The 23535-nt window shown below is 71.6% G+C and carries 23 protein-coding genes; 8 read left to right on the top strand and 15 right to left on the bottom strand.

Features of this window, described 5'->3' with window-relative positions; translation table 11 throughout:
- Positions 1 to 86 precede the first annotated feature (86 nt).
- Genes V6M57_RS05670 through V6M57_RS05680 form a run of 3 tightly spaced genes read right to left on the bottom strand, consistent with a single transcriptional unit; the run spans position 87 to position 3963 of the window.
- Positions 87 to 1076: a ribose-phosphate diphosphokinase gene (locus tag V6M57_RS05670; protein WP_332814016.1), complete on the bottom strand. Its 990-nt coding sequence runs from the start codon at positions 1074 to 1076 to the stop codon at positions 87 to 89.
- Positions 1073 to 2599: a thymidine phosphorylase family protein gene (locus tag V6M57_RS05675; RefSeq protein WP_332814017.1), complete on the bottom strand. Its 1527-nt coding sequence runs from the start codon at positions 2597 to 2599 to the stop codon at positions 1073 to 1075. Before V6M57_RS05675 ends, V6M57_RS05670 begins: the two co-directional genes overlap by 4 nt.
- On the bottom strand, positions 2596 to 3963 hold the full coding sequence (locus tag V6M57_RS05680; RefSeq protein ID WP_332814018.1) for an MBL fold metallo-hydrolase: 1368 nt from the start codon (positions 3961 to 3963) through the stop codon (positions 2596 to 2598). Before V6M57_RS05680 ends, V6M57_RS05675 begins: the two co-directional genes overlap by 4 nt.
- A 122-nt stretch (positions 3964 to 4085) precedes the next feature.
- Here V6M57_RS05680 and V6M57_RS05685 point away from each other — a divergent pair, with 122 nt between their 5' ends.
- Entirely contained in the window at positions 4086 to 4544 is a 459-nt protein-coding gene (locus V6M57_RS05685; protein WP_332814019.1) for a DoxX family protein, read from the top strand.
- A 192-nt stretch (positions 4545 to 4736) separates the two neighbouring features.
- Here the strand turns inward: V6M57_RS05685 and V6M57_RS05690 are convergent, their stop codons facing one another.
- Positions 4737 to 6956, bottom strand: coding sequence for a copper-transporting P-type ATPase (locus V6M57_RS05690; RefSeq protein WP_442968783.1), 2220 nt, complete (start codon positions 6954 to 6956; stop codon positions 4737 to 4739).
- A gap of 102 nt (positions 6957 to 7058) precedes the next feature.
- On the opposite strand from V6M57_RS05690, the gene V6M57_RS05695 reads away from it, so the two are divergent.
- From V6M57_RS05695 to V6M57_RS05710, 4 genes are all read left to right on the top strand, one after another.
- Positions 7059 to 7607, top strand: a complete 549-nt coding sequence (locus tag V6M57_RS05695) for a c-type cytochrome (protein WP_442968784.1) — start codon at positions 7059 to 7061, stop codon at positions 7605 to 7607.
- A 72-nt stretch (positions 7608 to 7679) separates the two neighbouring features.
- The gene (locus V6M57_RS05700; RefSeq protein WP_442968785.1) at positions 7680 to 8618 is read left to right on the top strand and encodes a sulfurtransferase; all 939 of its coding nucleotides are present in this window, start codon (positions 7680 to 7682) and stop codon (positions 8616 to 8618) included.
- 4 nt (positions 8619 to 8622) lie between these two features.
- Positions 8623 to 9699, top strand: coding sequence for a YeeE/YedE thiosulfate transporter family protein (locus tag V6M57_RS05705; protein ID WP_332814022.1), 1077 nt, complete (start codon positions 8623 to 8625; stop codon positions 9697 to 9699).
- 11 nt (positions 9700 to 9710) lie between these two features.
- Positions 9711 to 9881 (top strand): hypothetical protein, encoded by a 171-nt coding sequence (locus V6M57_RS05710; RefSeq protein ID WP_332814023.1) that lies wholly within the window; start codon positions 9711 to 9713, stop codon positions 9879 to 9881.
- 33 nt (positions 9882 to 9914) lie between these two features.
- Here the strand turns inward: V6M57_RS05710 and V6M57_RS05715 are convergent, their stop codons facing one another.
- The 10 genes from V6M57_RS05715 to V6M57_RS05760 form a co-directional block, all read right to left on the bottom strand.
- Positions 9915 to 10235: a hypothetical protein gene (locus tag V6M57_RS05715; RefSeq protein WP_332814024.1), complete on the bottom strand. Its 321-nt coding sequence runs from the start codon at positions 10233 to 10235 to the stop codon at positions 9915 to 9917.
- Entirely contained in the window at positions 10177 to 10437 is a 261-nt protein-coding gene (locus V6M57_RS05720) for a DUF2933 domain-containing protein (protein ID WP_332814025.1), read from the bottom strand. The genes V6M57_RS05715 and V6M57_RS05720 overlap by 59 nt, the downstream gene beginning before the upstream one ends.
- 12 nt (positions 10438 to 10449) lie before the next feature.
- Complete coding sequence (locus tag V6M57_RS05725) at positions 10450 to 11010, bottom strand: hypothetical protein (RefSeq protein ID WP_332814026.1); 561 nt, start codon at positions 11008 to 11010, stop codon at positions 10450 to 10452.
- 69 nt (positions 11011 to 11079) lie between these two features.
- On the bottom strand, positions 11080 to 11430 hold the full coding sequence (locus tag V6M57_RS05730; RefSeq protein WP_332814027.1) for a copper-binding protein: 351 nt from the start codon (positions 11428 to 11430) through the stop codon (positions 11080 to 11082).
- Positions 11427 to 11924: a DUF411 domain-containing protein gene (locus V6M57_RS05735; RefSeq protein WP_332814028.1), complete on the bottom strand. Its 498-nt coding sequence runs from the start codon at positions 11922 to 11924 to the stop codon at positions 11427 to 11429. The genes V6M57_RS05730 and V6M57_RS05735 overlap by 4 nt, the downstream gene beginning before the upstream one ends.
- Positions 11921 to 12430, bottom strand: coding sequence for a cupredoxin domain-containing protein (locus V6M57_RS05740; RefSeq protein WP_332814029.1), 510 nt, complete (start codon positions 12428 to 12430; stop codon positions 11921 to 11923). Before V6M57_RS05740 ends, V6M57_RS05735 begins: the two co-directional genes overlap by 4 nt.
- Positions 12431 to 12456: 26 nt before the next feature.
- Positions 12457 to 13887: a multicopper oxidase family protein gene (locus tag V6M57_RS05745; RefSeq protein WP_332814030.1), complete on the bottom strand. Its 1431-nt coding sequence runs from the start codon at positions 13885 to 13887 to the stop codon at positions 12457 to 12459.
- Between the two features lie 11 nt (positions 13888 to 13898).
- The gene (locus V6M57_RS05750; RefSeq protein WP_332814031.1) at positions 13899 to 15326 is read right to left on the bottom strand and encodes a TolC family protein; all 1428 of its coding nucleotides are present in this window, start codon (positions 15324 to 15326) and stop codon (positions 13899 to 13901) included.
- A gap of 8 nt (positions 15327 to 15334) precedes the next feature.
- Positions 15335 to 15676, bottom strand: a complete 342-nt coding sequence (locus V6M57_RS05755) for a hypothetical protein (RefSeq protein ID WP_332814032.1) — start codon at positions 15674 to 15676, stop codon at positions 15335 to 15337.
- Positions 15677 to 15766: 90 nt separating this feature from the next.
- The gene (locus tag V6M57_RS05760; RefSeq protein WP_332814033.1) at positions 15767 to 16180 is read right to left on the bottom strand and encodes a hypothetical protein; all 414 of its coding nucleotides are present in this window, start codon (positions 16178 to 16180) and stop codon (positions 15767 to 15769) included.
- 119 nt (positions 16181 to 16299) lie between these two features.
- Here V6M57_RS05760 and V6M57_RS05765 point away from each other — a divergent pair, with 119 nt between their 5' ends.
- From V6M57_RS05765 to V6M57_RS05775, 3 genes are read left to right on the top strand one after another with little or no spacing between them, the layout of a single operon-like run.
- The gene (locus V6M57_RS05765; RefSeq protein WP_332814034.1) at positions 16300 to 19110 is read left to right on the top strand and encodes an HAD-IA family hydrolase; all 2811 of its coding nucleotides are present in this window, start codon (positions 16300 to 16302) and stop codon (positions 19108 to 19110) included.
- Positions 19107 to 19988, top strand: a complete 882-nt coding sequence (locus V6M57_RS05770; protein ID WP_332814035.1) for a universal stress protein — start codon at positions 19107 to 19109, stop codon at positions 19986 to 19988. Before V6M57_RS05765 ends, V6M57_RS05770 begins: the two co-directional genes overlap by 4 nt.
- A 54-nt stretch (positions 19989 to 20042) precedes the next feature.
- Positions 20043 to 20378: an SHOCT domain-containing protein gene (locus V6M57_RS05775; protein ID WP_332814036.1), complete on the top strand. Its 336-nt coding sequence runs from the start codon at positions 20043 to 20045 to the stop codon at positions 20376 to 20378.
- Here the strand turns inward: V6M57_RS05775 and V6M57_RS05780 are convergent.
- A complete protein-coding gene (locus V6M57_RS05780) occupies positions 20368 to 23526 on the bottom strand; it encodes an efflux RND transporter permease subunit (protein ID WP_332814037.1) in 3159 nt (1052 codons plus the stop codon). The two genes, V6M57_RS05775 and V6M57_RS05780, sit on opposite strands and share 11 nt — an antisense overlap.
- Between the last annotated feature and the right edge of the window lie 9 nt (positions 23527 to 23535).

A 23535-nucleotide genomic window follows, 5' to 3' on the forward strand; every position in this document is an offset into this window, starting at 1 on the left:
CAAGCTTGTGCGCTCTGAAGACGGCTGCGGCGCCAACTGTTTCATGAAGGGCCTCTTCTCATCGCCATGGATGAGTAGAGGATACCTCAAGAGCCTTGATTTATGTTAGCGCTAATGGGCGAACGCCGGGATCCATCTCCCGCGGACGGCATGCCACCGGCGGTGTTCAGCTGCAAGGCCAACCCCGTCGCCGCAGCCGCCAGCTCCCCGAACACGTCGATCGCCCCCTCGACCATCGTCAGCGTGTTGCAGGTGACGACCTTGGCCGCGCCGGCTTCGCGCAGCACGTCCATCGCGTCCGGCGCCAGCACCGCGTGCACGCCGACGCAGACCGGCGCCCGCCCGAAGGCGGCGCGCACGTGCCGCACGGCCGTGGCCATGGTGCGGGCGCTGGAGATGATGTCGTCGATCAGCACCGGCTGGCGGTCGGCCAGGCCGGCGGCCTGCGGCAGTGAGATCTCCACCGAGCGGTCGCCCAGGCGCTGCTTGGCGAGCACCAGCACCGGGCAGCCGACCCGCGCAGCCACGTCGCGCGCCCATTGCTCGCTTTCGCCGTCGGGCCCGATCACCACCGGCCGCGGCAGCCGCTGAGAGATCCAGCGGGCGATGGCCGGCGCACTGGGCGCCACCGCGGACGGAATGCGGTAGACCGCGTCCAGCGAGGGGTAGCGATGCAGGTGCGGATCCACCGTCACCAGCCGGTCGAACGCCTGCGAGACGATGCGCGCGAAGGTGCGCGAGGTGATCGCCTCGCCATCCTTGAAGCGGGCGTCCTGCCGCATGTAGGGCAGGTAGGGCGCGGCCAGCCCGACGCTGGCAGCGCCCAGTTCGCGCGCCGCATCGGCCAGGAACAGCAGCGTGAGCGCCTGCGGATCGGGGTCGCGCAGGGTGCCGACCACCCAGGCGTGCGTGCCGGCCACGCTGTCGAGCAGGCGCAGGTAGGCCTCGCCATCGGGGAAGCGGCGGAATTCGACGCGGGCCACGCGGACCTCGTCGCTCGAGCCGGCGCGCAGGTGGGTGGCAAACAACTCGGCGGCCGCTTCGGCGCCCGGTGCGGGGAGGAGGACCGTGCTCATGCGTCGTCTCCGATCGCGATCAGCCCGGTTTGCGCGTGGACGTAGTCGGTGGCGTAGTCCAGCTCGCCCTGGCTGCGCGCGTGCAGCATGAACAAGGGCTGGCCGCGCTCGACCCGCTGCCCCAGCTTGGCCTCCAGCGTGACGCCGGCCACGGCGTCGACCGGCGCGCCGGCCAGCTTGGCCGCCATGGCGATGCGGCGGTTGTCGATCGCCTGCACGATGCCGGCCCGCTCCGCAGCGATGGCGCGCACGTGCGGCGCGCGCCCGGGCTCGCGCAGGCCGCCCTGCGCCTCGCAGATGGCGGCGAACTGGCGCCAGGCCTGGCCGCTGTCCAGCGTCTGCGTGGCCAGCGCGAGGCCCTCGCCCACGGCGGCGCGGCCCGCCATCTCCAGCAATTCGCCCGCCAGCACCAGCGCGCGCTGGCGCAGGTCGGCCGGCGCCTGCGGGTGGCCCTGCAGCACGGCCAGCACGTCGTGCGCTTCCAGCGCCGGGCCGATGCCGCGCCCGACCGGCTGCAGGCCGTCGGTCTGCAGCACGCGCAGCTCGAGGCCGATCGCCGTGCCCACGTCCACCAGCGCGGCGGACAGTTCCGCCGCAGCCGCGGCGCTGCGCACCTTGGCGGTCGGCCCCACGGGGATGTCGATCAGCACCTGGCGCGACCCCGCCGCCGCCTTCTTCGACAGCACCGAGGCGACCAGTTGCGCGGTGCCGTCCAGGTCGAGCGGCCGCTCGACCCGGATCAGCACGTCGTCGGCCGGGCTGAGCTGCACGGCGCCGCCCCAGACGATGCAGCCGCCGTGGCGCTCCACCACCCGGCGCATGGCGGGCAGGTCCAGCGCCACCGGCGCCAGCGTCTCCATCGCATCGGCGGTGCCGGCCGGCGAGGTGATCGCGCGCGAGGACGTCTTGGGCATGGCGACGCCGCAGGCCGTGACGATGGGCACCACCAGCAGCGTGGTGCGGTTGCCGGGCAGGCCGCCCACGCAGTGCTTGTCGACCACCGTGTCGAACGGCCACTGCAGCCGCTCGCCGACATCGACCATCGCGCGGGTGAGGTCCACCATTTCCTGCCGGTCCATCCGGTCGCCCACGCAGGCCGTGACGAACGAGGCCAGGTGCAGGTCGGACAGGCGCCCGGCGGCGACGTCGCGCATGATCGCCAGCAGCTGCGGGTAGTCGAGCCGCTCCCCGTAGGTCTTGGCCCGGATGTGGCGCAGCGACTGCAGCACCGGCGGGTGGCGGATCTCCAGCGGCTCGCCGCCTTGCAGCCCCAGCAGCCGCCAGGCCGCTTCGGACAGGCCGGCCTCGTCGACGCGCAGCCAGTCGGCCATGACGTGGTGCACGGTGGCCAGCACGCTGCGGCCGTCGTTCACCAGCTCGACCCGGGCCTGCGCCTCGAAGCCCTCGGCCAGGCAGACCGGGCAGTCGGGCCGCATGTAGACGATCGGCGCCTGGTAGGTGTCGATGCCCGCGCGGCGGGCCACCAGCGTGGCGGGCGCCGGCTGGGCGTGCGAGGCCGTCACAGCTCGACTTCCTGGTGCTGCTCGGGCACCGAGCAGTCGAAGCCGTGCGTGTCCTGGATCGCCAGCCGAAGGCTGTCGGCCGCCGCCGGCTCGCCATGGGTGACGAACACCTGGCGCGGCGCCGAGGGCAGCTTGCCGATCCAGCGCAGCAGCTCGTTGCGGTCGGCGTGCGCCGACAGCGAGCCCAGGCTCACCACTTCCGCGCGCACCTTGACGTACTCGCCGTGGATCTTGACCTCGCGCGCGCCGCCGGCCAGCACCGCGCCGCGCGTGCCCGCGGCCTGGTAGCCGGCCAGCAGGATGGTGTTGCGCCGGTCCGGCGCGAACGCCTTCAGGTGGTGCACCACGCGGCCGCCGGTGGCCATGCCGCTGGCGGCGATGATCACGGCCGGCATCGTCAGATCGTTCAGGCGCTGCGACTCGACCACCGTGTTGACGATGCGCACCGCTTCGCACATGGCGCGGCACTGCTGCGAACTCAGCCGGTGCTGCGAACGGTAGCGCACGTAGATCTCGGTCACGTCGGCGGCCATCGGGCTGTTGAGGAACACCGGCACGTCGGGCATGCGCCTTTGCGCCTTCAGCTGCGCCACCAGGTGCATCAACGCCTGCGCGCGGCCGACCGCGAAGGCCGGGATCACCACCACCCCGCCGCGCGCGGCGGTGCGGCTGACCACCTCGGCCAGCAGGGTGGCCGGGTCTTCGTCCAGGTGCTCGCGCTCGCCGTAGGTCGACTCGATCAGCACCGTGTCGGCCGCGGGCGGCGTCTCCGGCGGCTTCATCAGGATGTCTTCGTCGCGCCCCAGGTCGCCGGAGAACAGCACCGAGCCGCCGTCCCAGCGCGCATGCACGCTGGCCGCGCCCAGGATGTGGCCGGCCGGGACGAACTGCATGCGCACGCCGGGGATCGGCTCGAACACCGCGTGGAAGTCGGTGCGCCGCAACTGCTTCAGCGCACGGCGCGCGTCGTCCTCGGTGTACAGCGGCAGCGCCGGCTTGTGCCGGGAGAACCCGTGCCGGTTGGCGAACTCGGCCTCTTCCTCCTGCAGGTGGCCGGAGTCGGGCAGCAGCAGGCCGGCCAGTTCGACCGAAGCTTCGGTGGCATGCACCGGCCCGCGGAAGCCCTTCTTGATCAGGGCCGGCAGGTAGCCGCTGTGGTCGATGTGCGCGTGAGTGAGCACCACCGCGTCGATGGAATGGGGATCGACCGGGAAGCGGTCCCAGTTGCGCAGCCGCAGTTGCTTGAGGCCCTGGAACAGGCCGCAGTCGACCAGCACGCGGCGGCCGCCATGCTCCAGCAGGTAGCGCGAGCCGGTGACGGTGCCGGCCGCGCCCAGGAAGGTGAGGGTGGTGCGTGAATTCATGCCACGGAAGAGGATACCGCCGCAAATGGACTCGACCGTTGGCATACTCCGCTACCAGAAGTGAGCCGTGGCCGGGCTGATCCAGGTCAGCTCGCTTCTGAATTCAACAAGGAGACATGCGCATGAACACGACCACGACCCAAACCCTGGCCGCCCCCGGCGCCATGGCCACCACGGGCGCGCAGGATGCCGCCATGCTGATCGGCCGCGTCCTGCTGGCCTGGCTGTTCATTCCCGCCGGCTGGGCCAAGATCGCCGGCTTCAGCGGGGTGGTGGGCTACATCTCGTCCAAGGGCGTGCCCTTGCCCGAGCTGTGCGCGGCCATCGCGATCGCGCTGGAAATCGGCGCGGGCCTGCTGCTGCTGGTGGGCTGGAAGGCCCGCTGGGCGGCGCTGGCGCTGGCGATTTTCGTGGCCGTGATCACGCCCATCTTCCACAACTACTGGGCGATGGCCGAAGCGCAGCAAGCCATGAACCGCCAGGCCTTCTGGAAGAACATCGCCGTGATCGGCGGCATGCTCTTCGTCTGGGCCTTCGGGCCGGGCGGCTGGAGCGTGGACGGGAAGCGGGCGCGCGGCTGAAAAGGAAGGCGTCATTGCGGGCTTGCCCCCGAAGGTGTCGTTGCGGGCTTGCCTCGGAAGGTGTCATTGCGGGCTTGACCCGCAATCCATCTCCCGCCCCATGATCACGCGCGGGGGTGCATCGAGGTCGGGAGATGGATCCCGGCGTTCGCCGGGATGACACCTAGTTGAAGCCACGCACGACGACTCCCTTCACCCCTTCGCCCGCCCCAGCCGCAGCGCGTTGAACACCACCGACGCCGAACTCAGGCTCATGGCCAGGGCGGCCACCATGGGCGAGAGCAGCCAGCCGGTGAAGGGGTACAGGAGCCCCGCCGCCAGCGGCACGCCCAGCGCGTTGTAGACGAAGGCGAACAGCAGGTTCTGCTTCATGTTGGCCACGGTCTGCTGCGACAGCCGCCGGGCCGAGGCGATGCCGCGCAGGTCGCCCTTGACCAGCGTGAGCTGGGCGCTGTTCATCGCCACGTCGGTGCCGGTGCCCATGGCGATGCCGACGTCGGCGCGCGCCAGCGCCGGCGCATCGTTGATGCCGTCGCCGGCCATCGCGACGACCCGGCCCTCGCGCTGCAGCCGCTCCACCAGTTGCAGCTTGTCGGCCGGCTTGACCTCGCCGTGCACTTCGTCGATGCCCAGCCGCCGTGCCACCGAATGCGCCGTGGTCAGGCCGTCGCCGGTGGCCATCACCACGCGCAGCCCGGCCGCGTGCAGCTCCTGCAGCGCCGCCGGCGTGGTCGCCTTGAGCGGGTCGGACACGGCCAGCAGGCCGGCCAGGCGGCGATCCACGGCCAGGTGCATCACGCTGGCCCCTTCGTTGCGCAGCGACTCGGCATCCGCCGCCAGCGGCCCCACGTCCACCCCCTCCTGCTGCATCAACGCCGTGTTGCCCAGCGCGAGGGCACGCCCTTCCACCTGGCCGCGCACGCCGATGCCGGAAGCCGAGTCGAAGGCGTCGACCCGGGCCAGCGCCAGCCCGCCCTCGCGCGCCGCCGCCACGATGGCATGGGCCAGCGGGTGTTCGCTGCCCTGGTCCAGGCTGGCGGCCAGCCGCAGCACCTCGTCCGCGGTGTAGCCCTGCGCGCCGACGGCGCGATTGAAGGCCGGCCGCCCTTCGGTCAGCGTGCCGGTCTTGTCGACGATCAACGTGTCCACCTTGCGCAGGTTCTCGATCGCCGCGGCGTCGCGGAACAGCACGCCCGAGGTGGCACCCCGTCCGGTGGCGACCATGATCGACATCGGCGTGGCCAGCCCGAGCGCACAGGGGCAGGCGATGATCAGGACCGCCACCGCGTTGATCAGCCCGTAGCTCCAGCTCGGCTGCGGCCCGAAGAGCCCCCAGCCGAACAGGGTGAGCAGCGCGATCGCCACCACCACCATCACGAACCAGCCGGCCACCGTGTCGGCCATGCGCTGCATGGGTGCGCGCGAGCGCTGCGCCTGCGCCACCATCTGCACGATCTGCGACAGCACGGTGGCCGAACCCACTTTCTCCGACCGCATCAGCAGCGCGCCGCTGGTGTTGAGGGTGGCGCCGATCAGCGCGTCGCCCGGCTGCTTGGACACCGGCAGCGGCTCGCCGGTGAGCATGGATTCGTCCAGCGAGCTGCGCCCCTCGACCACCACGCCGTCCACCGGCACCTTCTCGCCGGGGCGCACGCGCAGCAGGTCGCCCACGTGCACGTGCGCCAGCGGCACGTCGTCCTCGCTGCCGTCGGGCGCGACCCTGCGCGCGGTCTTGGGCGCCAGCCCGAGCAGCGACTTGATGGCCGCCGAAGTCTGCGAGCGCGCCTTCAGCTCCAGCATCTGCCCGAGCAGCGTCAGCGAGATGATCACCGCCGCCGCTTCGAAGTACACGCCGACCCGGCCCATGGACAGGAACGATTCCGGGAACGCTTCCGGCGCCACCGTCGCGACCACGCTGTACACGAACGCGGCGCCGGTGCCCAGCGCGATCAGCGTCCACATGTTGGGGCTGCGGTTCACCACCGACTGCCAGCCGCGCTCGAAGAAGGGCCGGCCGGCCCACAGCACGATGGGCAGCGCCAGCACCAGCTCGATCCAGCTCTGCGTCGCCATGCCGAACCAGCCGAGCGAGTGGCCGAACATGGCCAGCAGCGTGACGACGATCGTCAGCGGCAGCGTCCACCAGAAGCGGCGGCGGAAGTCCGCCAGCTCCGGATCGCCGGTGTCCTCCAGCGAGGGCATCAGCGGCTCCAGCGTCATGCCGCAGATCGGACAGTTGCCGGGGTGGTCCTGGCGGATCTGCGGATGCATGGGGCAGGTGTAGATCGTGCCTTCGGGTGCGGGCGGGGCTGCGGCGTCGGCCGGCGCATGGGCGTGCCCTTCGTGCCCAGCATGCCCATGGGCGCCGTGTCCATGATGCGCATGGGTTTGGTGCATGGAGGAATCGGTCATGAAAGGGCTCCTGGTGGGAAGAGGCCAGTTTGAACCTTCCCTCGATGGCAAGGTCAAGCGCGTTCGCGCCGCCGGTCCGGAGCGACGGTACGATGACCGATGATGAACGGCAAGCTACGCGTTTTCTCGATGGCCGGTGCGCTGGCGTGCTGCATGGCGACAGTGGCGTGCGACAGCGGCCGGTCCGGACCCGGCCGCATCGAACTCAAGCCGGCCGACCCGCAGGTGCTCCAGCTCGGCCAGAAGATCTACGCCGCGCACTGCGTCGCCTGCCATGGCGCGAAGCTCGAAGGCCAGCCGAACTGGCGCGAACGGGATGCCTCGGGCCGCCTGCCGGCGCCGCCGCACGATGCTTCGGGCCACACCTGGCACCACCCGGACGAACAGCTGTTCGCCATCACCAAGCACGGCGTGGCCCAGGTGGCGAACCTGAAGGATTACCCGAGCAGCATGCCGGTCTACGGGGGCGTGCTGAGCGACGCCGAGATCGTGGCGGTGCTGTCCTGGATCAAGTCGCAGTGGCCGGCCGACATCCAGGCGCGGCACGACAGGATCAACGAGGCCGCCGAGCGCGAGCCGGTGCGCCGGTTGCCCATGCGCGCGGCAGGGTCGGCGCGGCCCGGTCCGCCGCCCGGCCCCATGAGCATATGAGGAAGCTGTCTTTCGCTTTTCCCGATGCATTCGTGACAATGCATTCCAGCCCGACTCTCCCTCCCTCCGATGATGAAGAAGATCCTTGCTTTCGCGTTCGCGCTGGCCGTGGGCGGCGGTGCCCTGGCGGCCCAGCCGCTGCTCACGCCGGCGGAGCTCAAGGCCCAATTGGGCGCGTCCAGCCTGCGGGTGATCGACATCCGCGACCCGAAGGCCTTTGCGGCCAACCACATCCCCGGCGCCGTCAATGCGCCCTACGGCAAGTGGCGCGGCCCCGCCGGCAATCCGGGCGAACTGCCCGAGCTGCCCCGGCTGACCGAACTGGCGCGCTCGCTCGGCCTCTCGCCCGCGACCCACGCGGTGGTCGTCTCCAGCGGCGCCAACGCCACCGACTTCGGCGCGGCCGCGCGCGTGTACTGGACGCTCAAGGTGCTGGGCCTGAAGGAGCTGTCGCTGCTCAACGGCGGGGTCAAGGCCTGGGCCGACGCCCGTCTGCCGCTGGACACCGTGTCGACCCCGGTCGCGCCGAGCGACTTCAGCCCCAAGCTCGACGCCTCGCTGATCGCCAGCGCCGACGAGATCGTGCAGGACGCCGGCAAGGGCTCGAAGCTGCTGGTCGACGCCCGGCCGAAGGCCTTCTTCGAGGGCGAGACGCGCCACGCCGCCGCCAAGCTGCCGGGTACCCTGCAGGGTGCGGTCAACGTCGAGTACAGCCGCTTCTTCGACAGCGAGTCCAGCGCCGTGCTGCAGCCCGAGAAGGTGCGCGCCGCCACCAGCGGCGTGCTGCAGGCCGACAAGGAGACCGTCTCGTTCTGCAACACCGGCCACTGGGCGGCCACCAACTGGTTCGCGATGTCCGAAGTGCTGGGGCAGAAGAACGTCAGCCTGTACCCCGGCTCGATGGTGAGCTGGTCGCAGGACCCGCGCACGCTGCCGATGGCCAACGTGCCCGGCCGCCTGCAGCAGCTGCTGATCGATGCCCGGCTGTGGGCCGACAAGACCTTCAAGTGAGCCGATGAAACGCCTTCCGCTGGCGGCCGCACTGGCCGCCTTTTTCGTTCTGCTGCTCTGGAGCGTGTCGGTGCGGCAGGCCGTGCTGTTCCTGGTCGGCATCGGGTTCGGCGCCGCACTGGCCGGTGCCCGCTTCGGCTTCACCACGGGCTGGCGCCGGCTGGTCGAGCAGCGCGACCCCCGCGGCGTCTACGGGCAGCTGCTGCTGCTCGCGCTGGCCGCCTCGCTGGCCATGCCGCTGCTCGGGCGCTTCGGCGAGCTGCAGGCGGCGCTGGGTCCGCCCAGCGTGAGCCTGCTGGTGGGCGCCTTCGTGTTCGGGCTGGCCATGCAGGTCGCCGATGGCTGCGGTTCCGGCACGCTGTACAAGGCCGGCCTGGGCGTGCCGCTGAACATGGCGATCCTGCCGCTGTTCGCGCTGGGCAGCTTCCTCGGCTCGGTGCAGGTGCAGGACTGGCTGGTGCTGGGGCAGGTGCAGCCGGTCGGCCTGGTGCAGGCCTGGGGCGCGGGGCCGGCGCTGGCCGCCACCCTGCTCGCGCTGCTGGCGATCGCAGGGGCCGTGCGCCTGTGGGTCGGGCCGGATCGGCCGCTGTTCGAGAAGCGCTGGGTGTGGGGCGCCGTGGCGCTCGCCGTGCTGGCCACGCTGAACCTGGTCGTCGCCGGGCAGCCCTGGGGCATCGTCTACGGCTTCGGCCTGTGGGCGGCCAAGGGCGCGCACGCGCTCGGCCTGTTCGACCCGGCCCAGAACGCGTTCTGGAGCGCGGCCGGCAACGCCGACCGGCTGGCGCAGTCGGCGCTGCTGGACGTGACCTCCATCACGAACATCGGCCTGCTGGGCGGGGCACTGTGGGTGTCGGCGCGCAAGCCGGGGGAGGCGAAGCAGCTGCGCGCGGCGCAATGGGCCGTCGGCCTGGTCGCCGGTTTCGTGATGGGCTACAGCTCGCGCCTGGCGTTCGGCTGCAACGTCGGGGCGATGTTCAGCGGCATCACGACCGGCAGCCTGCACGGCTGGATCTGGATGCCGATGGCCTTCATGGGCACGCTGCTGGGGCTGCGCCTGCGGCGCCGCATCGGTTTCGCTTGAGGGGGGCACGCATGACCGTCAGGACACGCCTGCTGCGCTGGTCGTTCTGGATCGCGCTGGTCGGCTTCCTCGCCTGGGACTTCGTCCGCGCGCCGGCCGTCGACCTGCGGCACGAGCCGCCGCTGATCGCCGCCGGATCCGGCCAGGTGGTGCAGGGGGGGCACTGCTCGGCGGCGAAGTAGCGGGCCGCGCGGGTCGGCCCCGGCACCACCGGGTCACGAAGCGAGCAGGCGAGCGCCCAGCCAGGCGGCCAGTCCGCCGAGGCCGATCCAGCAGGCCCAGAAGAGCGCACGTTCCCACGCCGCCGCAGGCCGGTCCTGGGACTCCAGGCGGTGCTGGACCGTCATGCCGACGCCATGGACCGCAGCGCCGACGATCAGGATCGGCACTGCCTGCGCCCGGAGCGCATCGGGGGCCAGCAGCGCCAGGCCGGCGCCCAGCAGGATGGCGCCGAGTCCCGATGCCAGCCCCGCGGCCTTAGCCAGTGCCCGGCTCATCACGGCCCGCGCCGCGCGGTGCGCCGTGCGCATGTCCATGTCCATGTCCATGGCCGCGGTGCATGAACACGTGCATCAGCGGGCAGGCGGCCAGGAACAGGTAGGGCAGCACGGCATAGAGATGCGACTGGTGCGCCACGTAGAGATAGATGCTGGCCGCGACGGCCAGCAGCGTGCAGGCGACCCCGAACGGCGAACGCCAGAAGGAAGGCCGGCCGGTGGGTGGGTGCTCGTGGTCCATGGCGGCACCCGCTCACCGGCCCGGCGTGGCGGCCTCGCGGTCCACCATCATCTGCATCATCATTTCCATCATGGCCATGCGGCGCTCCATGGCGGCGTGCATGCCCATCATCCCGCCCATCATGCCGGGGCCCATGCCCTGGCTGGGCTGGGGCGGGGTGCCGCCGCCCTGCGGGCCGGGGGCCGCGCCCTGCATGCCACCCATCATGCCGCCGCCCATGCTGCCCATGCCCATGCCCATGCCGCCGGCGCCACCCGTCCCCATCCCGCCCATCTGGCGCATCAGGTCCATGCCGGACTGCATCAGCTTCATGTGCTCTTCCATGAGCGCGCTGCGCTCGCGAGGGGTCCGGGCGGACTGCATGCGGGCGTGCATGTCCTGCATCTGCTTCATCTGGTCGGCGTAGCGCTGGTCCATGGGCGGCCCGCCAGCCGGCCCCGGAGCCGGCGCTGCTGCGGCCGCCGGCGGCGCCGAGCCTTCCGGATGGTGCGCCGAATGGTCCTCCTGGCTGACCTGGGCCGAGACGGCGGAGGCGACGAGGGCCAGGGTGAGGGTGAGGTGACGGACTTTCATGATCGCTCCTGGGTTGGATGCAGCATCGGGCTTCGCCGGGAAGCTGCCATGATGCGGATCAAGCGGCCCTCAGCGGACCGGCTCGAGGGCTTCGACGGAGAAGCCGCCGCCTTCGCCGCGCCCGGCGACGAAGCGGACCTTGTCGCCGACCTTGACCTTGTCGAGCAGCTTGGGGTCGGTGGCCTTGAACACCATGGTCATGGGCGGCATGTCCAGGTTGCGGATGGGTCCGTGCCTGAGCGTGACCTTGCCGGCGTCCCTGTCGATCTTGCGGACCTCGCCGTCGGTCATGTCGGCGGCGGCCACCGCGGCGGGGCCGGGCGCATGGTGCTTGTCGTGGTCGGCGGCGGCGGGCTGCTGCGCGAGCACCGCGGTCGCGGCCGAGAAGCCGATCAGGCTGGTGATGAGGATGCGCTTCATGACTTGTTGCCTTCGTAGTGTTGGTAAACCTTCGCGCCGCCGTCGCGGGTGAGCAGGACGACGTCGTAGGTATCGCGCCGGCCACCGTAGGCCGGGCCGTCCATGCCGGGCGAGCCGATCGGCATGCCGGGCACCGCGAGACCCCGGGCCTGCGGCTTTTCCCGGAGCAGCCGGTGCACTTCGCGCGCCGGCACGTGGCCCTCCAGCGCGTAGCCGCCGACCACGGCGGTGTGGCAGGAGGCGTACTTCGCGGCTATGCCGAGCTGCGCGCGCACGGCGTTGTTGCCGCTCTCGTGCACCTTCACGGCAAAGCCGTTGGCCTGCATGTGCTCGACCCAGTCCTTGCAGCAGCCGCAGCTCGGGTCCTTCCAGACCTCCAGCGGGATGCCGGGCTTCCTCGACTGGGCCTGCACGCCGCCGGCGGCGGCGGTGGCGGCCAGGACGAATCCGCCGACGACCAGGCTGCGGCGGGACAGGAGGGTGGTGTTGCTCATTGCGGGGACTCCTCGCGCGGAATGACCGTGACCTTGCCGACCATGCCGGCCTGGTAGTGGCCGGGGATCAGGCATGCGAAATCGAACTCGCCGGGGCGGTTGAAGTTCCACACGATCTCGCCGGATGCGCCGGCCTTGACGTGCGTCATGTGCGCCTCGTCGTGCTCCATGCCGGGGTGCCTGGCCATCATCTCGGCGTGCGCATCCAGGTCGGCGCGGGTGCCGATCACCAGTTCGTGCAGCACCTGGCCGCTGTTCTTCACCCGCAGCCGCACCGTCTCGCCTTCGCGCACCTCGATGCGATCGGGCGTGAAGCGCATCTGGTCCGTCATGGCGATGTCGATGGTGCGGCGCACCGCCTTGCGGTCGCCGGCGATGCCCCAGGGTTTCTGGTCCTTCACGACCGGTGCGTCGTGCCGTGGCGCAGGGCCCCTGTTCTCGTGGGCCTGCGCACCGGCGGCCAGCGCCGCCAGCAGCAACGCCGATATCCAGTTCGTGTACTTCATCGATCCGTTTCCTTTCGCTTCTTCCATCAGTGATCGTGTGCGCCGGGCGAGGGCGTCGCGCCCGGCTTGCGCACCCGCACCTCGACGTCCTTCTTCGCCGACGGCCGGCGCGACGGGGCCGAGCCGCCGCCGGCGCCCTGCGCGCGCGGCGTGGGTGGCAGGCTGCCGGTGAATTCATGGGCGACCGTGCCGGCCGGGTGCCGGAACCACGCCGGATTGCGGTAGTCGCCGGGCGGCTGGTCGCGGCGCACCTTCAGCACGGTGAACATGCCGCCCATTTCGATGGCGCCGAACGGCCCCTGGCCGGCCATCATCGGCGCCGTATTGTCCGGCAGCGGCATCTCCATCTCGGCCATGTCGGCCATCCCGCGCTCGCCCATCACCATGTAGTCGGGGATCAGGTCGGTGATCTCCCTGGCGACCTGCCGGTGGTCCACGCCGATCATGGTGGGCACGTCGTGGCCCATCGCGTTCATCGTATGGTGGCTCTTGTGGCAGTGGAAGGCCCAGTCGCCTTCCTCGTCGGCGACGAACTCCAGCTGCCGCATCTGGCCGACCGCCACGTCGGTGGTCACCTCCGGCCAGCGCGCGGCCTTCGGGACCGGGCCGCCGTCGGTGCCGGTGACCTCGAACTCGTGCCCGTGCAGGTGCAGCGGATGGCTGGTCATGGTCAGGTTGCCGGCGCGGATGCGCACCCGGTCGCCCCGCCGCACGTTCATGGAGGCGATGCCGGGGAAGATGCGGCTGTTGAAGGTGAACAGGTTGAAGTCCAGCATGGTCATCACCCGGGGCGTGTACGAGCCCGGCTCGATGTCGAAGGACGACAGCAGGAACACGAAGTCGCGGTCCACCGGGGCGATCAGCGGGTGGCGGCCCTTGGGGTGCGTGACCCAGAACCCCATCATGCCCATCGCCATCTGCACCATCTCGTCGGCGTGCGGGTGGTACATGAAGGTGCCCGGGCGGCGCGCCGTGAATTCGTAGACGAAGGTCTTGCCCGGCGGGATGTGCATCTGCGTCAGCCCGCCGACGCCGTCCATGCCGTTGGGCAGGCGCTGGCCGTGCCAGTGGACGGTGGTGTGCTCGGGCAGCTTGTTGGTGACGAAGAGGCGCACCCGGTCGCCCTCGACCACCTCGATGGTGGGCCCCGGCGACTGGCCGTTGTAGCCCCACAGGTGGGCCTTGAAGCCGGGCGCCATCTCGCGCACCACCGGCTCGGCCACCAGGTGGAACTCCTTGACGCCGGCGTTCATGCGCCAGGGCAGGGTCCAGCCGTTGAGCGTGACCACGGGGTCGTAGGGACGGCCATTGGGCGGTGCCAGCGGGGCGGCGGTGTCGGGCTTGTCCCGGGTGACGGGCTCGGGCAGGGCGGCCAGGGCCACGCGGCTGACCGAGGCGGCGGCCACCGCGCCCGTGATCGCGCCGGCGCCGGTGAGGAAGTTGCGTCTGCTGTTCATCGCGGTCGCTTTCAGTGGGCGTCGGCACCGCCGGTGGCAGCGGCCGCGCGTGCGGGACCGGCCGCGGCTTGGCCGGCCAGCGGTTGCCCGATCAGGGAGGAGGAGAGCGCGGCGTCGGCCAGCCAGAAGCGCTGCTGGGCGTCGATGGCGGCGATCACCGCGCCGACCTGTTCGCGATGGTCGGCCAGCAATTCGAACACGCCGATCAGCATGCCGTTGTAGCGCAGCACGTTCTCCTCCGAGATGGTCTTGCGCAGCGGCACGATCTCGTCGCGGTAGTGCCGGGCCAGGTCGTACGCGGTGCGGTAGGCCGAGTAGCCCTCGCGCAGCTGCGAGGACGCGGCGCGCACGGTGGCGTCGTAGCGGTGGGCGGCCGCCAGCGATTGCGCATCCATGGATGCGCGGCGGGCATCGCCCCAGTCGAACAGCGGCAGGCGGATCTCCGCCTCCCAGCCGCGCGCGCTGGTGCGGGTGCCCTCGGCATTGTCGAAATGCGTGTCGCGGCGCACGCCGACTTCGGTGTCGACCAGCGCGCCGAGCAGGTCCAGCCCCTGCGAGCGGCCGGCAGCGTCGAGCTGCAGGCGGGCGCTGCGCACGTCCAGGCGCTGCTCGAGCGCGGCGCCGGCCACGGCGGTGGCGGCGCGCGGCTGGGCCGGCAGGTCGGGCAGCCGCTCGGGCAGCTTCAGTTCGGCCGCCTGCGCATCGGCCAGCCCCAGCCGGCGCACCAGTGCCTCGCGCGCCGCGGTGGCTGCGTGCTGGGCCGTGGCGAGCTGGGCCGTCGCCTCGGCGTGGAAGGCCTGCTGGCGCGCGCGCTGCAGCTTGCTGAAGTTGCCCACGGCCTGCATGCGCCGGGCCAGCTCGGCGCTGGCCTGCGCGCTGCGGTCCACCTGCCGGGCATAGGCGAGCTGCTCCTGCGCCGCCACGGCGCGCACCCAGGCCTGCCGCACCTGGCCGACCTGCTCGACCACGTCGCGTGTGAGCTGCACCTGGGCCTGCGCGGACGCGTTGCGGGCGAGGGCCGTTCGCTGCGGCAGCGTCAGCAGGTCCAGCAGCCCGAAGGACAGCAGGCGGCCGATCTCCAGTTCGCTGCCGGCGCGCACGCGCTCGAAGCTGAACACCGGGTTGGCGATGCGGCCGCCCTGCGCGGCGGTGGCCATGTCGCTCCAGCCCTGGGCGACGACGGCCTGGAAGGCCGGGCTGTTGGCCAGCGCGAGCTGCACCGCTTCGGCCTGCCCGAGCGGCTGGGCCAGCAGTTGCCGAGCCAGGCGTTCACGTCGCTGGTGCTGTTCCGGCGTGCGGCTCAGCTCCAGCCCGCCCTGGGTGAACTCCGCGGCGGCCCGGTTGGCCTGGCCGACGGCCTGGTCGATGTCGACCGTCGCGCAGCCCGCCAGCAGCGCGGCGGCCGCGAGCGGCGCGATTCGAAGCAAGGGGATGGGCATGCGGCGTCCTAGCGGTGGTGGCCGTGCGGGTCGTGCCCGCGCCCGCCCGTCGCGGGCTGCGCGGGTGCCGGCTGGCCCTCGCCTCGTGCCTGGCCTTGCGCGGGTGCTGCGGCCGGCCGGGCCGGCCCGCTCGCTTCCTGCGCGTAGGCCTTCCAGCCGCCGATGCGGCCGACGGTGTCGTTGGCGTCCTTCCAGGATGCGACCGGTGGGTCGCCGAAGGGGCGGTAGTGCTCGAAGGCGGAACGGTAGCCCGGCGGTGATGCCGGAGCGGGATCGGGCTGCGCGCCGGCCGGGCCCGCGGCAGTGGCGGCCAGCAGGACCGGCCACCAGGTAAGAACGGATGCGTGCATGAAGCCTCGCGCGAACGAATGGAACGCGTTGCCCGCCGGGCAGGCAACGGACGAGCCTCGGCGGCCCGCACGCGGCGGGCGCCGTGGAGCTCAGGCGCGAGGTGGCTTGTCGGGGACCGGTGCCGGCCGGCTGTCGAACCCCCGGAAGGCTTCGGTCAGCGGCACCCGGGGTGCGTCGGCCAGCCCGACCTCGGCCGGCTGGCTGGCGAGGCCGACGCCATGGCAGGCGGCGGAACAGAGGTTGCAGCTGTGGCCGGCCGCGATCGAGGACAGCGTTGCTGCCTCGGCGCCGGCGCCCGGGGCGTCGGCGTGCGGCGCAGCCGCGTGACCATGGCCATGATCCTGGCCATGGTCGTGGCCATCCGCGGTCGCGTGATGCGAGCCGGCGGCCGCGACTGGCCCATGGTGGGCCGGGCCGCACAGCAGCGTGGTCGCGGCCGCGAAGCCCTGCAGGGGCAGCGCGGCCAGCAGCAGCCAGGCGAGCAGGATGCGGATGGCAGGCATTCGGCAGGAATTCTATCGGTTCGCACGTTGCGGGATCGGCACGCAACAACTGTGAACCTTGCCCCCGGGTCAAGGTCAAGTGCTTGGCACGAACTGCATTTTTCTGCTGGGGCTGACCGATGAGCCTGGGCTACCGCGCCGCCGTCTTCGACATGGATGGCGTCGTCACGCGCACCGCCGGCCTGCATGCGGCAGCCTGGAAGGAGCTCTTCGACGACCTGCTGCGCCGCCTGGCCCCGGCCGGCCAGGCGTGGCGCCCGTTCGACGAGCACGCGGACTACCGCGCCCATGTCGACGGCAAGCCCCGCATGGAGGGCCTGCGCAGCTTCCTGCGGGCCCGGCAGCTCAGCCTGCCCGAACCGGAGCTCGAGGCACTCGCCCGGCGCAAGGACGTGCTCTTTTCCCGGCGCCTGCAGCAGCAGGGCGCCCCGACCTTCGCCTCCACCATCGCCCTGGTGCGCGCGCTGCGTGGGCGGGGCGTGAGGACCGGGGTGGTCACCTCGAGCCGGCACGGGCGGGAGATCCTCGCCCTCGCTGGCGTCGAGCCGCTCTTCGATGCGCGGCTGGACGGCATCGACATCGGCGAGCTCGGACTCGCCGGCAAGCCCGAACCGGACATGTTCCTGAAGTGCGCCGAGGCGCTCGGCGCGGCGCCCGGCCACACGCTGGTCTTCGAGGACGCGGTGTCCGGCGTCCAGGCCGGGCGGCGCGGCGGTTTCGGGCTGGTGGTGGGCATCGACCGCGGCGGCAACGCGGCCGCCCTGGCGCGCGCCGGGGCGGACATCGTCGTCGACGACCTGGCCGCGCTGGACGCGGACCGCCTGGAAGCGGCGCTGCGCGCGCGCCGGCAGGCGATCGCCTGGCGCATCGAGCAGGAGGGCTTCGACGCGGCCCGGGAACTGCAGATGGAGAGCCTGTTCACGGTGGGCAACGGCTACCTGGGCGTGCGCGGCGCACTGGATACGCCGCCGCCCGGCTCGCAGTGCGACATGTTCATCGCCGGCATCTACGACCGCAAGCGTGCCGACCTGCCGTACTCGGAGACCGAGTTCCTGACGCCGGAGCGCAACGACCTCTACTCGGAACTGGTGTCGGTGCCGTTCCCGTTCGCGCTGGCGGCCGCGCTCGAGGGCGAGCCGCTGGCCTTCGGCGGGCCGTACGGCCGCGAGCTGCGCCGGACGCTGGACCTGCGCACCGGCGTGCTGCACATCGAGGCGCTGTACGAGACGCCCGGCGGGCGGCGCACCGCCATCCGCACGCGCCGCTGCGCCTCGCTCGCCGATCCGCACCTGCTGCTGCAGGAAGCCGCCGCCAGTGGCGAGAACCACTGGGCTGCAGTGACGCTGGAGCCGGCGCTGGAGCCACCGCAGACGGCCGCCCGCCATCCGCACGTGGAGCGCATCGAGGTGGCGGGCCTGCCCGACGCCGGGCTGGTGCGCTACCGCACCCTGGCGTCGGGCTTCGAGATCTGCATCGCGTCGCGGACCTCGCGCGAGCCGCAGGGGCTGTGCCGGCGCATCGTGGTGTACACCAGCCGCGACGCGCCGGATCCGCGGGCGGCGGCCCTGGCGCACCTGCAGTCGCTGGACGGACAGGCATTCGAGGCGCTGCTCCAAGCCCATGCGCAGGCCTGGGCGGAGTTCTGGCGCCGGGCGGACATCCGGGTGCCCGGCCGCCCTTCCGTCGAGCAGGCGCTGCGCTTCGGCAGCTATCACCTGCGCCTGGCCGCGGGCGACGACCCGCGCGTGTCGATCGGCGCGCGCACGCTCAGCGGCCGGGGCTACGAGGGCCACGTGTTCTGGGACACGGAGATCTTCATGCTGCCCTTTTTCCTGCACACCGAACCCGGGCGCGCCCGCACGCTGCTGCAGTACCGCCACCACACGCTCGACGGGGCGCGGCGGCGCGCGCGCGAGCTCGGCTACCGGGGCGCCTGCTTCGCCTGGGAGTCGACCGTCACCGGCGACGACGTCACCCCCAGCAAGATCGTGCTGCGCAGCAGCGGCAAGGAGATCCCGATCTTCACCGGCAGCCAGCAGGTGCATGTCACGGCCGACGTGGCCTATGCGGTCTGGCGCTACTGGGACGCCACGCGGGACGAGGATTTCCTGGCCGGCCCCGGGGCGCTCGTCCTGTTCGAGACGGCGCGCTTCTGGGCCAGCCGCATGACGGCGGGGGAGCGCCACCACCACATCCGCGGCGTGGTCGGGCCGGACGAATACCACCACGACGTGGACGACAACGCGTACACCAACTGGATGGCCCGCTTCAACCTCGAGCAGGCGGCCTGGGCCGCCCGGCGCCTGGGCCTGCACGAGGCGGAGGCGCAGGAGTGGGACGGGCTGGCCGCGGTCCTGTACTGCCCCACCCCAGGGCCGGACGGCGTGATCGAGCAGTTCGAGGGCTTCTTCGGGCTGGGCGACTATCCGCTGCCGAAGGAAGAGCGCTTCAGGGCGCCGATCAGCCGGCTGTTCGACTGGCAGGCCATCAACCGGCTCAAGCTGCTCAAGCAGGCCGACGTGCTGATGCTGCCGCTGCTGTTCCCGGACGCGTTCCCGGACGAGGTCGTGGCGGCGAACTACCGCTACTACGAGCCGCTGACCGACCACGGCAGCAGCCTGTCGCCCGCGGTCCATGCCGCCATCGCGGCGCGCATCGGCCTGCGGGAGGACGCGCAGCGCTACTGGGAGCAGAGCCTCTGGCTCGACCTGTCCAACGCGATGGACAACAGCATGCTGGGCGTGCACGCGGCCGCCATCGGCGGCACCTGGCAGGCCTTGATGTTCGGTTTCCTGGGCGTACGCTTCGGCGACGACGGCCCCCGGGTCGACCCGCGCGCCGGGCCGAGGCTGCCCGCCGGATGGGAAGGCCTGGAGGCGACCCTGGCCTGGCGCGGGCGATCGCATGCGGTGAAGGTGGCACGACCATGAACGGCTTCGACTCCGTCCTCCTGGCGCTCGACGGCTCCGCCGAAGCCGCCCGGGGCGCCTCCTGCGCACTGTGGCTGGCCGGGGTGCTGGACGCGACGCTGCACGTCGTCCATGCGACGCGGCACCCGCTGGCCGCGGCCGACGAGCTCGCGCGCCTGCGCGTGCCCCAGGCCCAAGGCAGGCAGGTCGTCGTGCACCAGCTCCAGGGAGCCGCCGAGCCGGCCATCCTCGAGGAGATCGAGGCCCATCGCATCGACCTGGTCGTCATGACCGCGCGGGGCGAATCGGCGTCCGGGCATGCACCGCCCACCCATGCGCTGGGCAGCGTCGCGCGGGCCGTCATCGAGTGCACCCGGGCGCCGGTCGTGCTGCTGCCCGCGCGCTATCGCGAAGCCGTGCCCTGGACCTCGATGCTCGCCGCCGCCAGCGGCGAGGCGGCCGCCGACCGGGCCCTGGACACCGCGACGCGGCTGGCTGCGGCACTGGGCATCCGCGTCACCGTCCTGCATTCCGAGGGAGGGCCCGCCGCGGCAGGCGGGAGGGCGCTGGGCTCGGTGTACGCCGATGCCCCGCACCACGAGTACCCGCGGCGCCTGGACCAGCTGGTGGCGCGCGGCCTGGCGCGCTGCTCGCAGCAGCAGGCCGCCTGCGTCGACGACGTCCTGCTGTGCCGGGGCGAGCCGGCCGCCATGCTGCTCGAGCAGGCCGCGCGCCTGGACAGCAGCGTGGTGGCGCTGGGGTGGCACGGCGCGCTCGGCGCCGGGCGTGCACCGGTCTTCAAGCGGCTGCTGGAGACGTCCGATCGCGCGCTGCTCGTCGTGCGTGGCAGCGAGGCGTCGGGGGCACGGCTGAAGGTCGGCAGCGACATCGATGACTGAACGGGGCCTTCCAGGGATGACCGCGCCGAGTAGCTTGACGGGCATCAAGCACACATGGCGACGGTGGTCAGCACCTTCGCCCTGGAAGCGTCATGCTCGGGGTGGCGGCGGTTCCGCTGGACACCCGCCGGTGTTGGCTGGCGGGCGGATGACCGAAAGGAGGTTGCCATGATGTGGGATGGATGGGGCATGGCCGGCTTTGGCCTGATGCATGTGCTGTGGTGGGCGCTGGTGATCGCCGGCATCGTCGTGCTGGTGAGGATGGCCATCCGATCGCCGTCCGGGCGTGACGGCGAAGACCGGGCGCGGTCGATCCTGCGCGAACGGTTTGCCCGCGGCGAAATCGACCAGGCCGAGTTCGACGAGCGGATGCGCAAGCTCATGGGTTGAGCGCGTTCTCCGTCGTGCGGGCGGCCCGTCGCAGCTCCCACTGCTTGACCAGCGCATAGATCGCCGGGATCACCGCCAGCGTCAGCACCGTGGAGGACACCATGCCGCCCACCATCGGCGCCGCGATGCGGCTCATCACCTCGGAGCCGGTGCCGGTGCCCCACAGGATGGGCAGCAGGCCGGCCATGATGGCCACCACCGTCATCATCTTGGGCCGCACCCGCTCGACCGCGCCTTCCATGATGGCGCCGTACAGGTCCTGCGCCGCCGGTGCCCGCCGCTCGGCCGCGCAGCGCGCGCGCGCCGCGGCCCAGGCGTGGTCCAGGTAGATCAGCATCACCACCCCGGTCTCGGCGGCCACCCCGGCCAGCGCGATGAAGCCCACCGCCACCGCCACCGACAGGTTGTAGCCCAGTGCCCACATCAGCCAGACGCCGCCGACCAGCGCGAAGGGCACCGACAGCATCACGATCAGCGTTTCGGTCAGCCGCCGGAAGTTCAGGTACAGCAGCAGGAAGATCAGCAGCAGCGTGACCGGAACCACGATCTTCATGCGCGCGGCGGCCCGCTCCATCGATTCGAACTGGCCGCTCCAGGTGGCGTAGTAGCCGGGCGGGAACTGCACCTGCTCGGCCACCGCCTTGCGCGCCTGCTTCACGTAGGAGCCGATGTCGCGATCCCGGATGTCCACGTAGATGTAGGCCGACAGCAGCGCGTTCTCGGTGCGGATGCCGGGCGTGCCGCGGGCGATCTCCACCCGGGCCAGCTGGCCGAGCGGGATCATGGCGCGGCCGTCCGGCGTGGGCACCAGCACCTCGCGCTCGATCGCCTGCGGGTTGCTGCGCAGGTCGCGCGGATAGCGCACCGTGACGCCGTAGCGCTCGCGGCCCTCCACCGTGGTGGTGACCCTCTCGCCGCCCAGCGCGGCGCCGATCACCGATTGCAGATCGCCCACCGACATCCCGTAGCGGGCCAGCTGCGTTCGGTCCGGCTCGATGTTCAGGTAGGAGCCGCCGGTGATGCGCTCGGCGAAGGCCGAAGTGGTGCCGGGCACCGCCTTGACCACCTGCTCGATCTGCTGGGCCAGCCGTTCCATCTCGCCCAGGTCCTTGCCGAACACCTTGATGCCGATCGGCGTGCGGATGCCCGTGGACAGCATGTCGATGCGGGCCTTGATCGGCATGGTCCAGGCGTTGGACACGCCGGGGAACTGCAGCGCGCCGTCCATCTCGGCGATCAGCTTGTCGGTCGTCATGCCTTCGCGCCACTCGGACTGGGGCTTGAGGTTGATCACCGTCTCGAACATCTCGGTGGGCGCCGGATCGGTGGCGGTCGCGGCGCGGCCGGCCTTGCCGTAGACCGAGGCGACCTCGGGGAAGCTCCTGATGATCTTGTCCTGCGTCTGCAGCAGCTCGGCCGCCTTGGTGATCGACATGCCCGGCAGCGAGGTGGGCATGTACAGCAGCGTGCCCTCGTCCAGCGTCGGCATGAACTCGCTGCCCAGGCGGCCGGCCGGCCAGAGCGTGATCGCCATCGCACCCACTGCGGCGGCGATGGTCAGCAGCTTGAAGCGCATCACCCACGAGATGATCGGGCGGTAGACCGCGATCAGCAGGCGGTTCACCGGATTGCGCGACTCCGGCAGGATGCGCCCGCGCACGAACAGCAGCATCAGCACCGGCACCAGCGTCACCGACAGCAGCGCCGCGCCGGCCATGGAGAAGGTCTTGGTCCAGGCCAGCGGCGAGAACAGGCGCCCTTCCTGCGATTCCAGCGTGAACACCGGCAGGAAGGACACGGTGATGATCAGCAGCGAGAAGAACAGCGCCGGCCCGACCTCCTTGCAGGCGTCCAGCATCGCCTGCGCGCGCTGCGCCCGCGTGTGCTGCGGCGGCAGCCGCTCCAGGTGCTTGTGGGCGTTCTCGATCATCACGATCGCGGCGTCCACCATGGCGCCGATGGCGATGGCGATGCCGCCCAGGCTCATCAGGTTCGAGTTCATGCCCAGCAGGCGCATCGCGATGAAGGCGATCAGCACCCCCACCGGCAGCATCAGGATGGCCACCAGCGCCGAGCGCACGTGCAGCAGGAACACGATGCACACGGCCGCGACGATCAGGCTTTCCTCCAGCAGCGTGCGCTTGAGCGTGTCGATCGCGCGATGGATCAGCTCGGAGCGGTCGTAGACCGGCACGATGCGCACACCTTGCGGCAGGCCGGGGGCGATCTCCGCCACCTTGTCCTTGAGGTTGGCGATCACCTGCAGCGCATTCTGGCCATAGCGCGCCATGGCGATGCCGGAAACCACCTCGCCTTCGCCGTTCAGTTCCGCGAGGCCGCGGCGCTCGTCGGGCACCTTTTCCACGCGGGCGATGTCGCGCACCCGCACCGGGGTGCCGCCTTCGCTGCGGACCGCCAGCTGCTCGATGTCGGCGATGCCGCGCAGGTAGCCCTTGCCGCGCACCATGAACTCGGTCTCCGCCATCTCGACCACCCGGCCGCCGACGTCGCGGTTGGAGTCGCGGATCACCTGCGAGACGCGCGCCAGCGCAATGCCGTACGAGCGCAGCTTCGCGGGGTCCACCGTCACCTGGTAGGTCTGCACGAAGCCGCCGATGGAGGCGACCTCGGCCACCCCCTGTGCCCCGGTGAGCTGGTAGCGCACGAACCAGTCCTGCAGGCTGCGCAGCTCGGCCAGCGTGCGGTTCTTCGCCACCAGCGCGTACTGGTAGACCCAGCCGACGCCCGAGGCATCCGGCCCGAGCGCCGGCGACACGCCCGCGGGCAGGCGCGCGGCGGCGAAGTTCAGGTACTCCAGCACCCGGCTGCGGGCCCAGTAGATGTCGGTGCCGTCCTCGAAGATCACGTAGACGAAGGAGGCGCCGAAGAAGGAGAAGCCGCGCACCACCTTCGATTTCGGCACCGCCAGCATGGCGGTGGTGAGCGGGTAGGTGACCTGGTCCTCCACCACCTGCGGCGCCTGGCCGGGGTACTCGGTGTAGACGATGACCTGCACGTCCGACAGGTCGGGCAGGGCGTCCAGCGGCGTCTTCGCCACGGCATAGAGGCCGGCCAGCACCACGAACAGCGTGGCCAGCAGCACCAGCACCGGGTTGCGGCCGGACCCGTCGATCAGTCGGGAGAGCATGGCGGGCTC

It is taken from the genome of Ramlibacter sp. (assembly GCF_036676645.1).
Lineage (GTDB): Bacteria > Pseudomonadota > Gammaproteobacteria > Burkholderiales > Burkholderiaceae_C > Ramlibacter.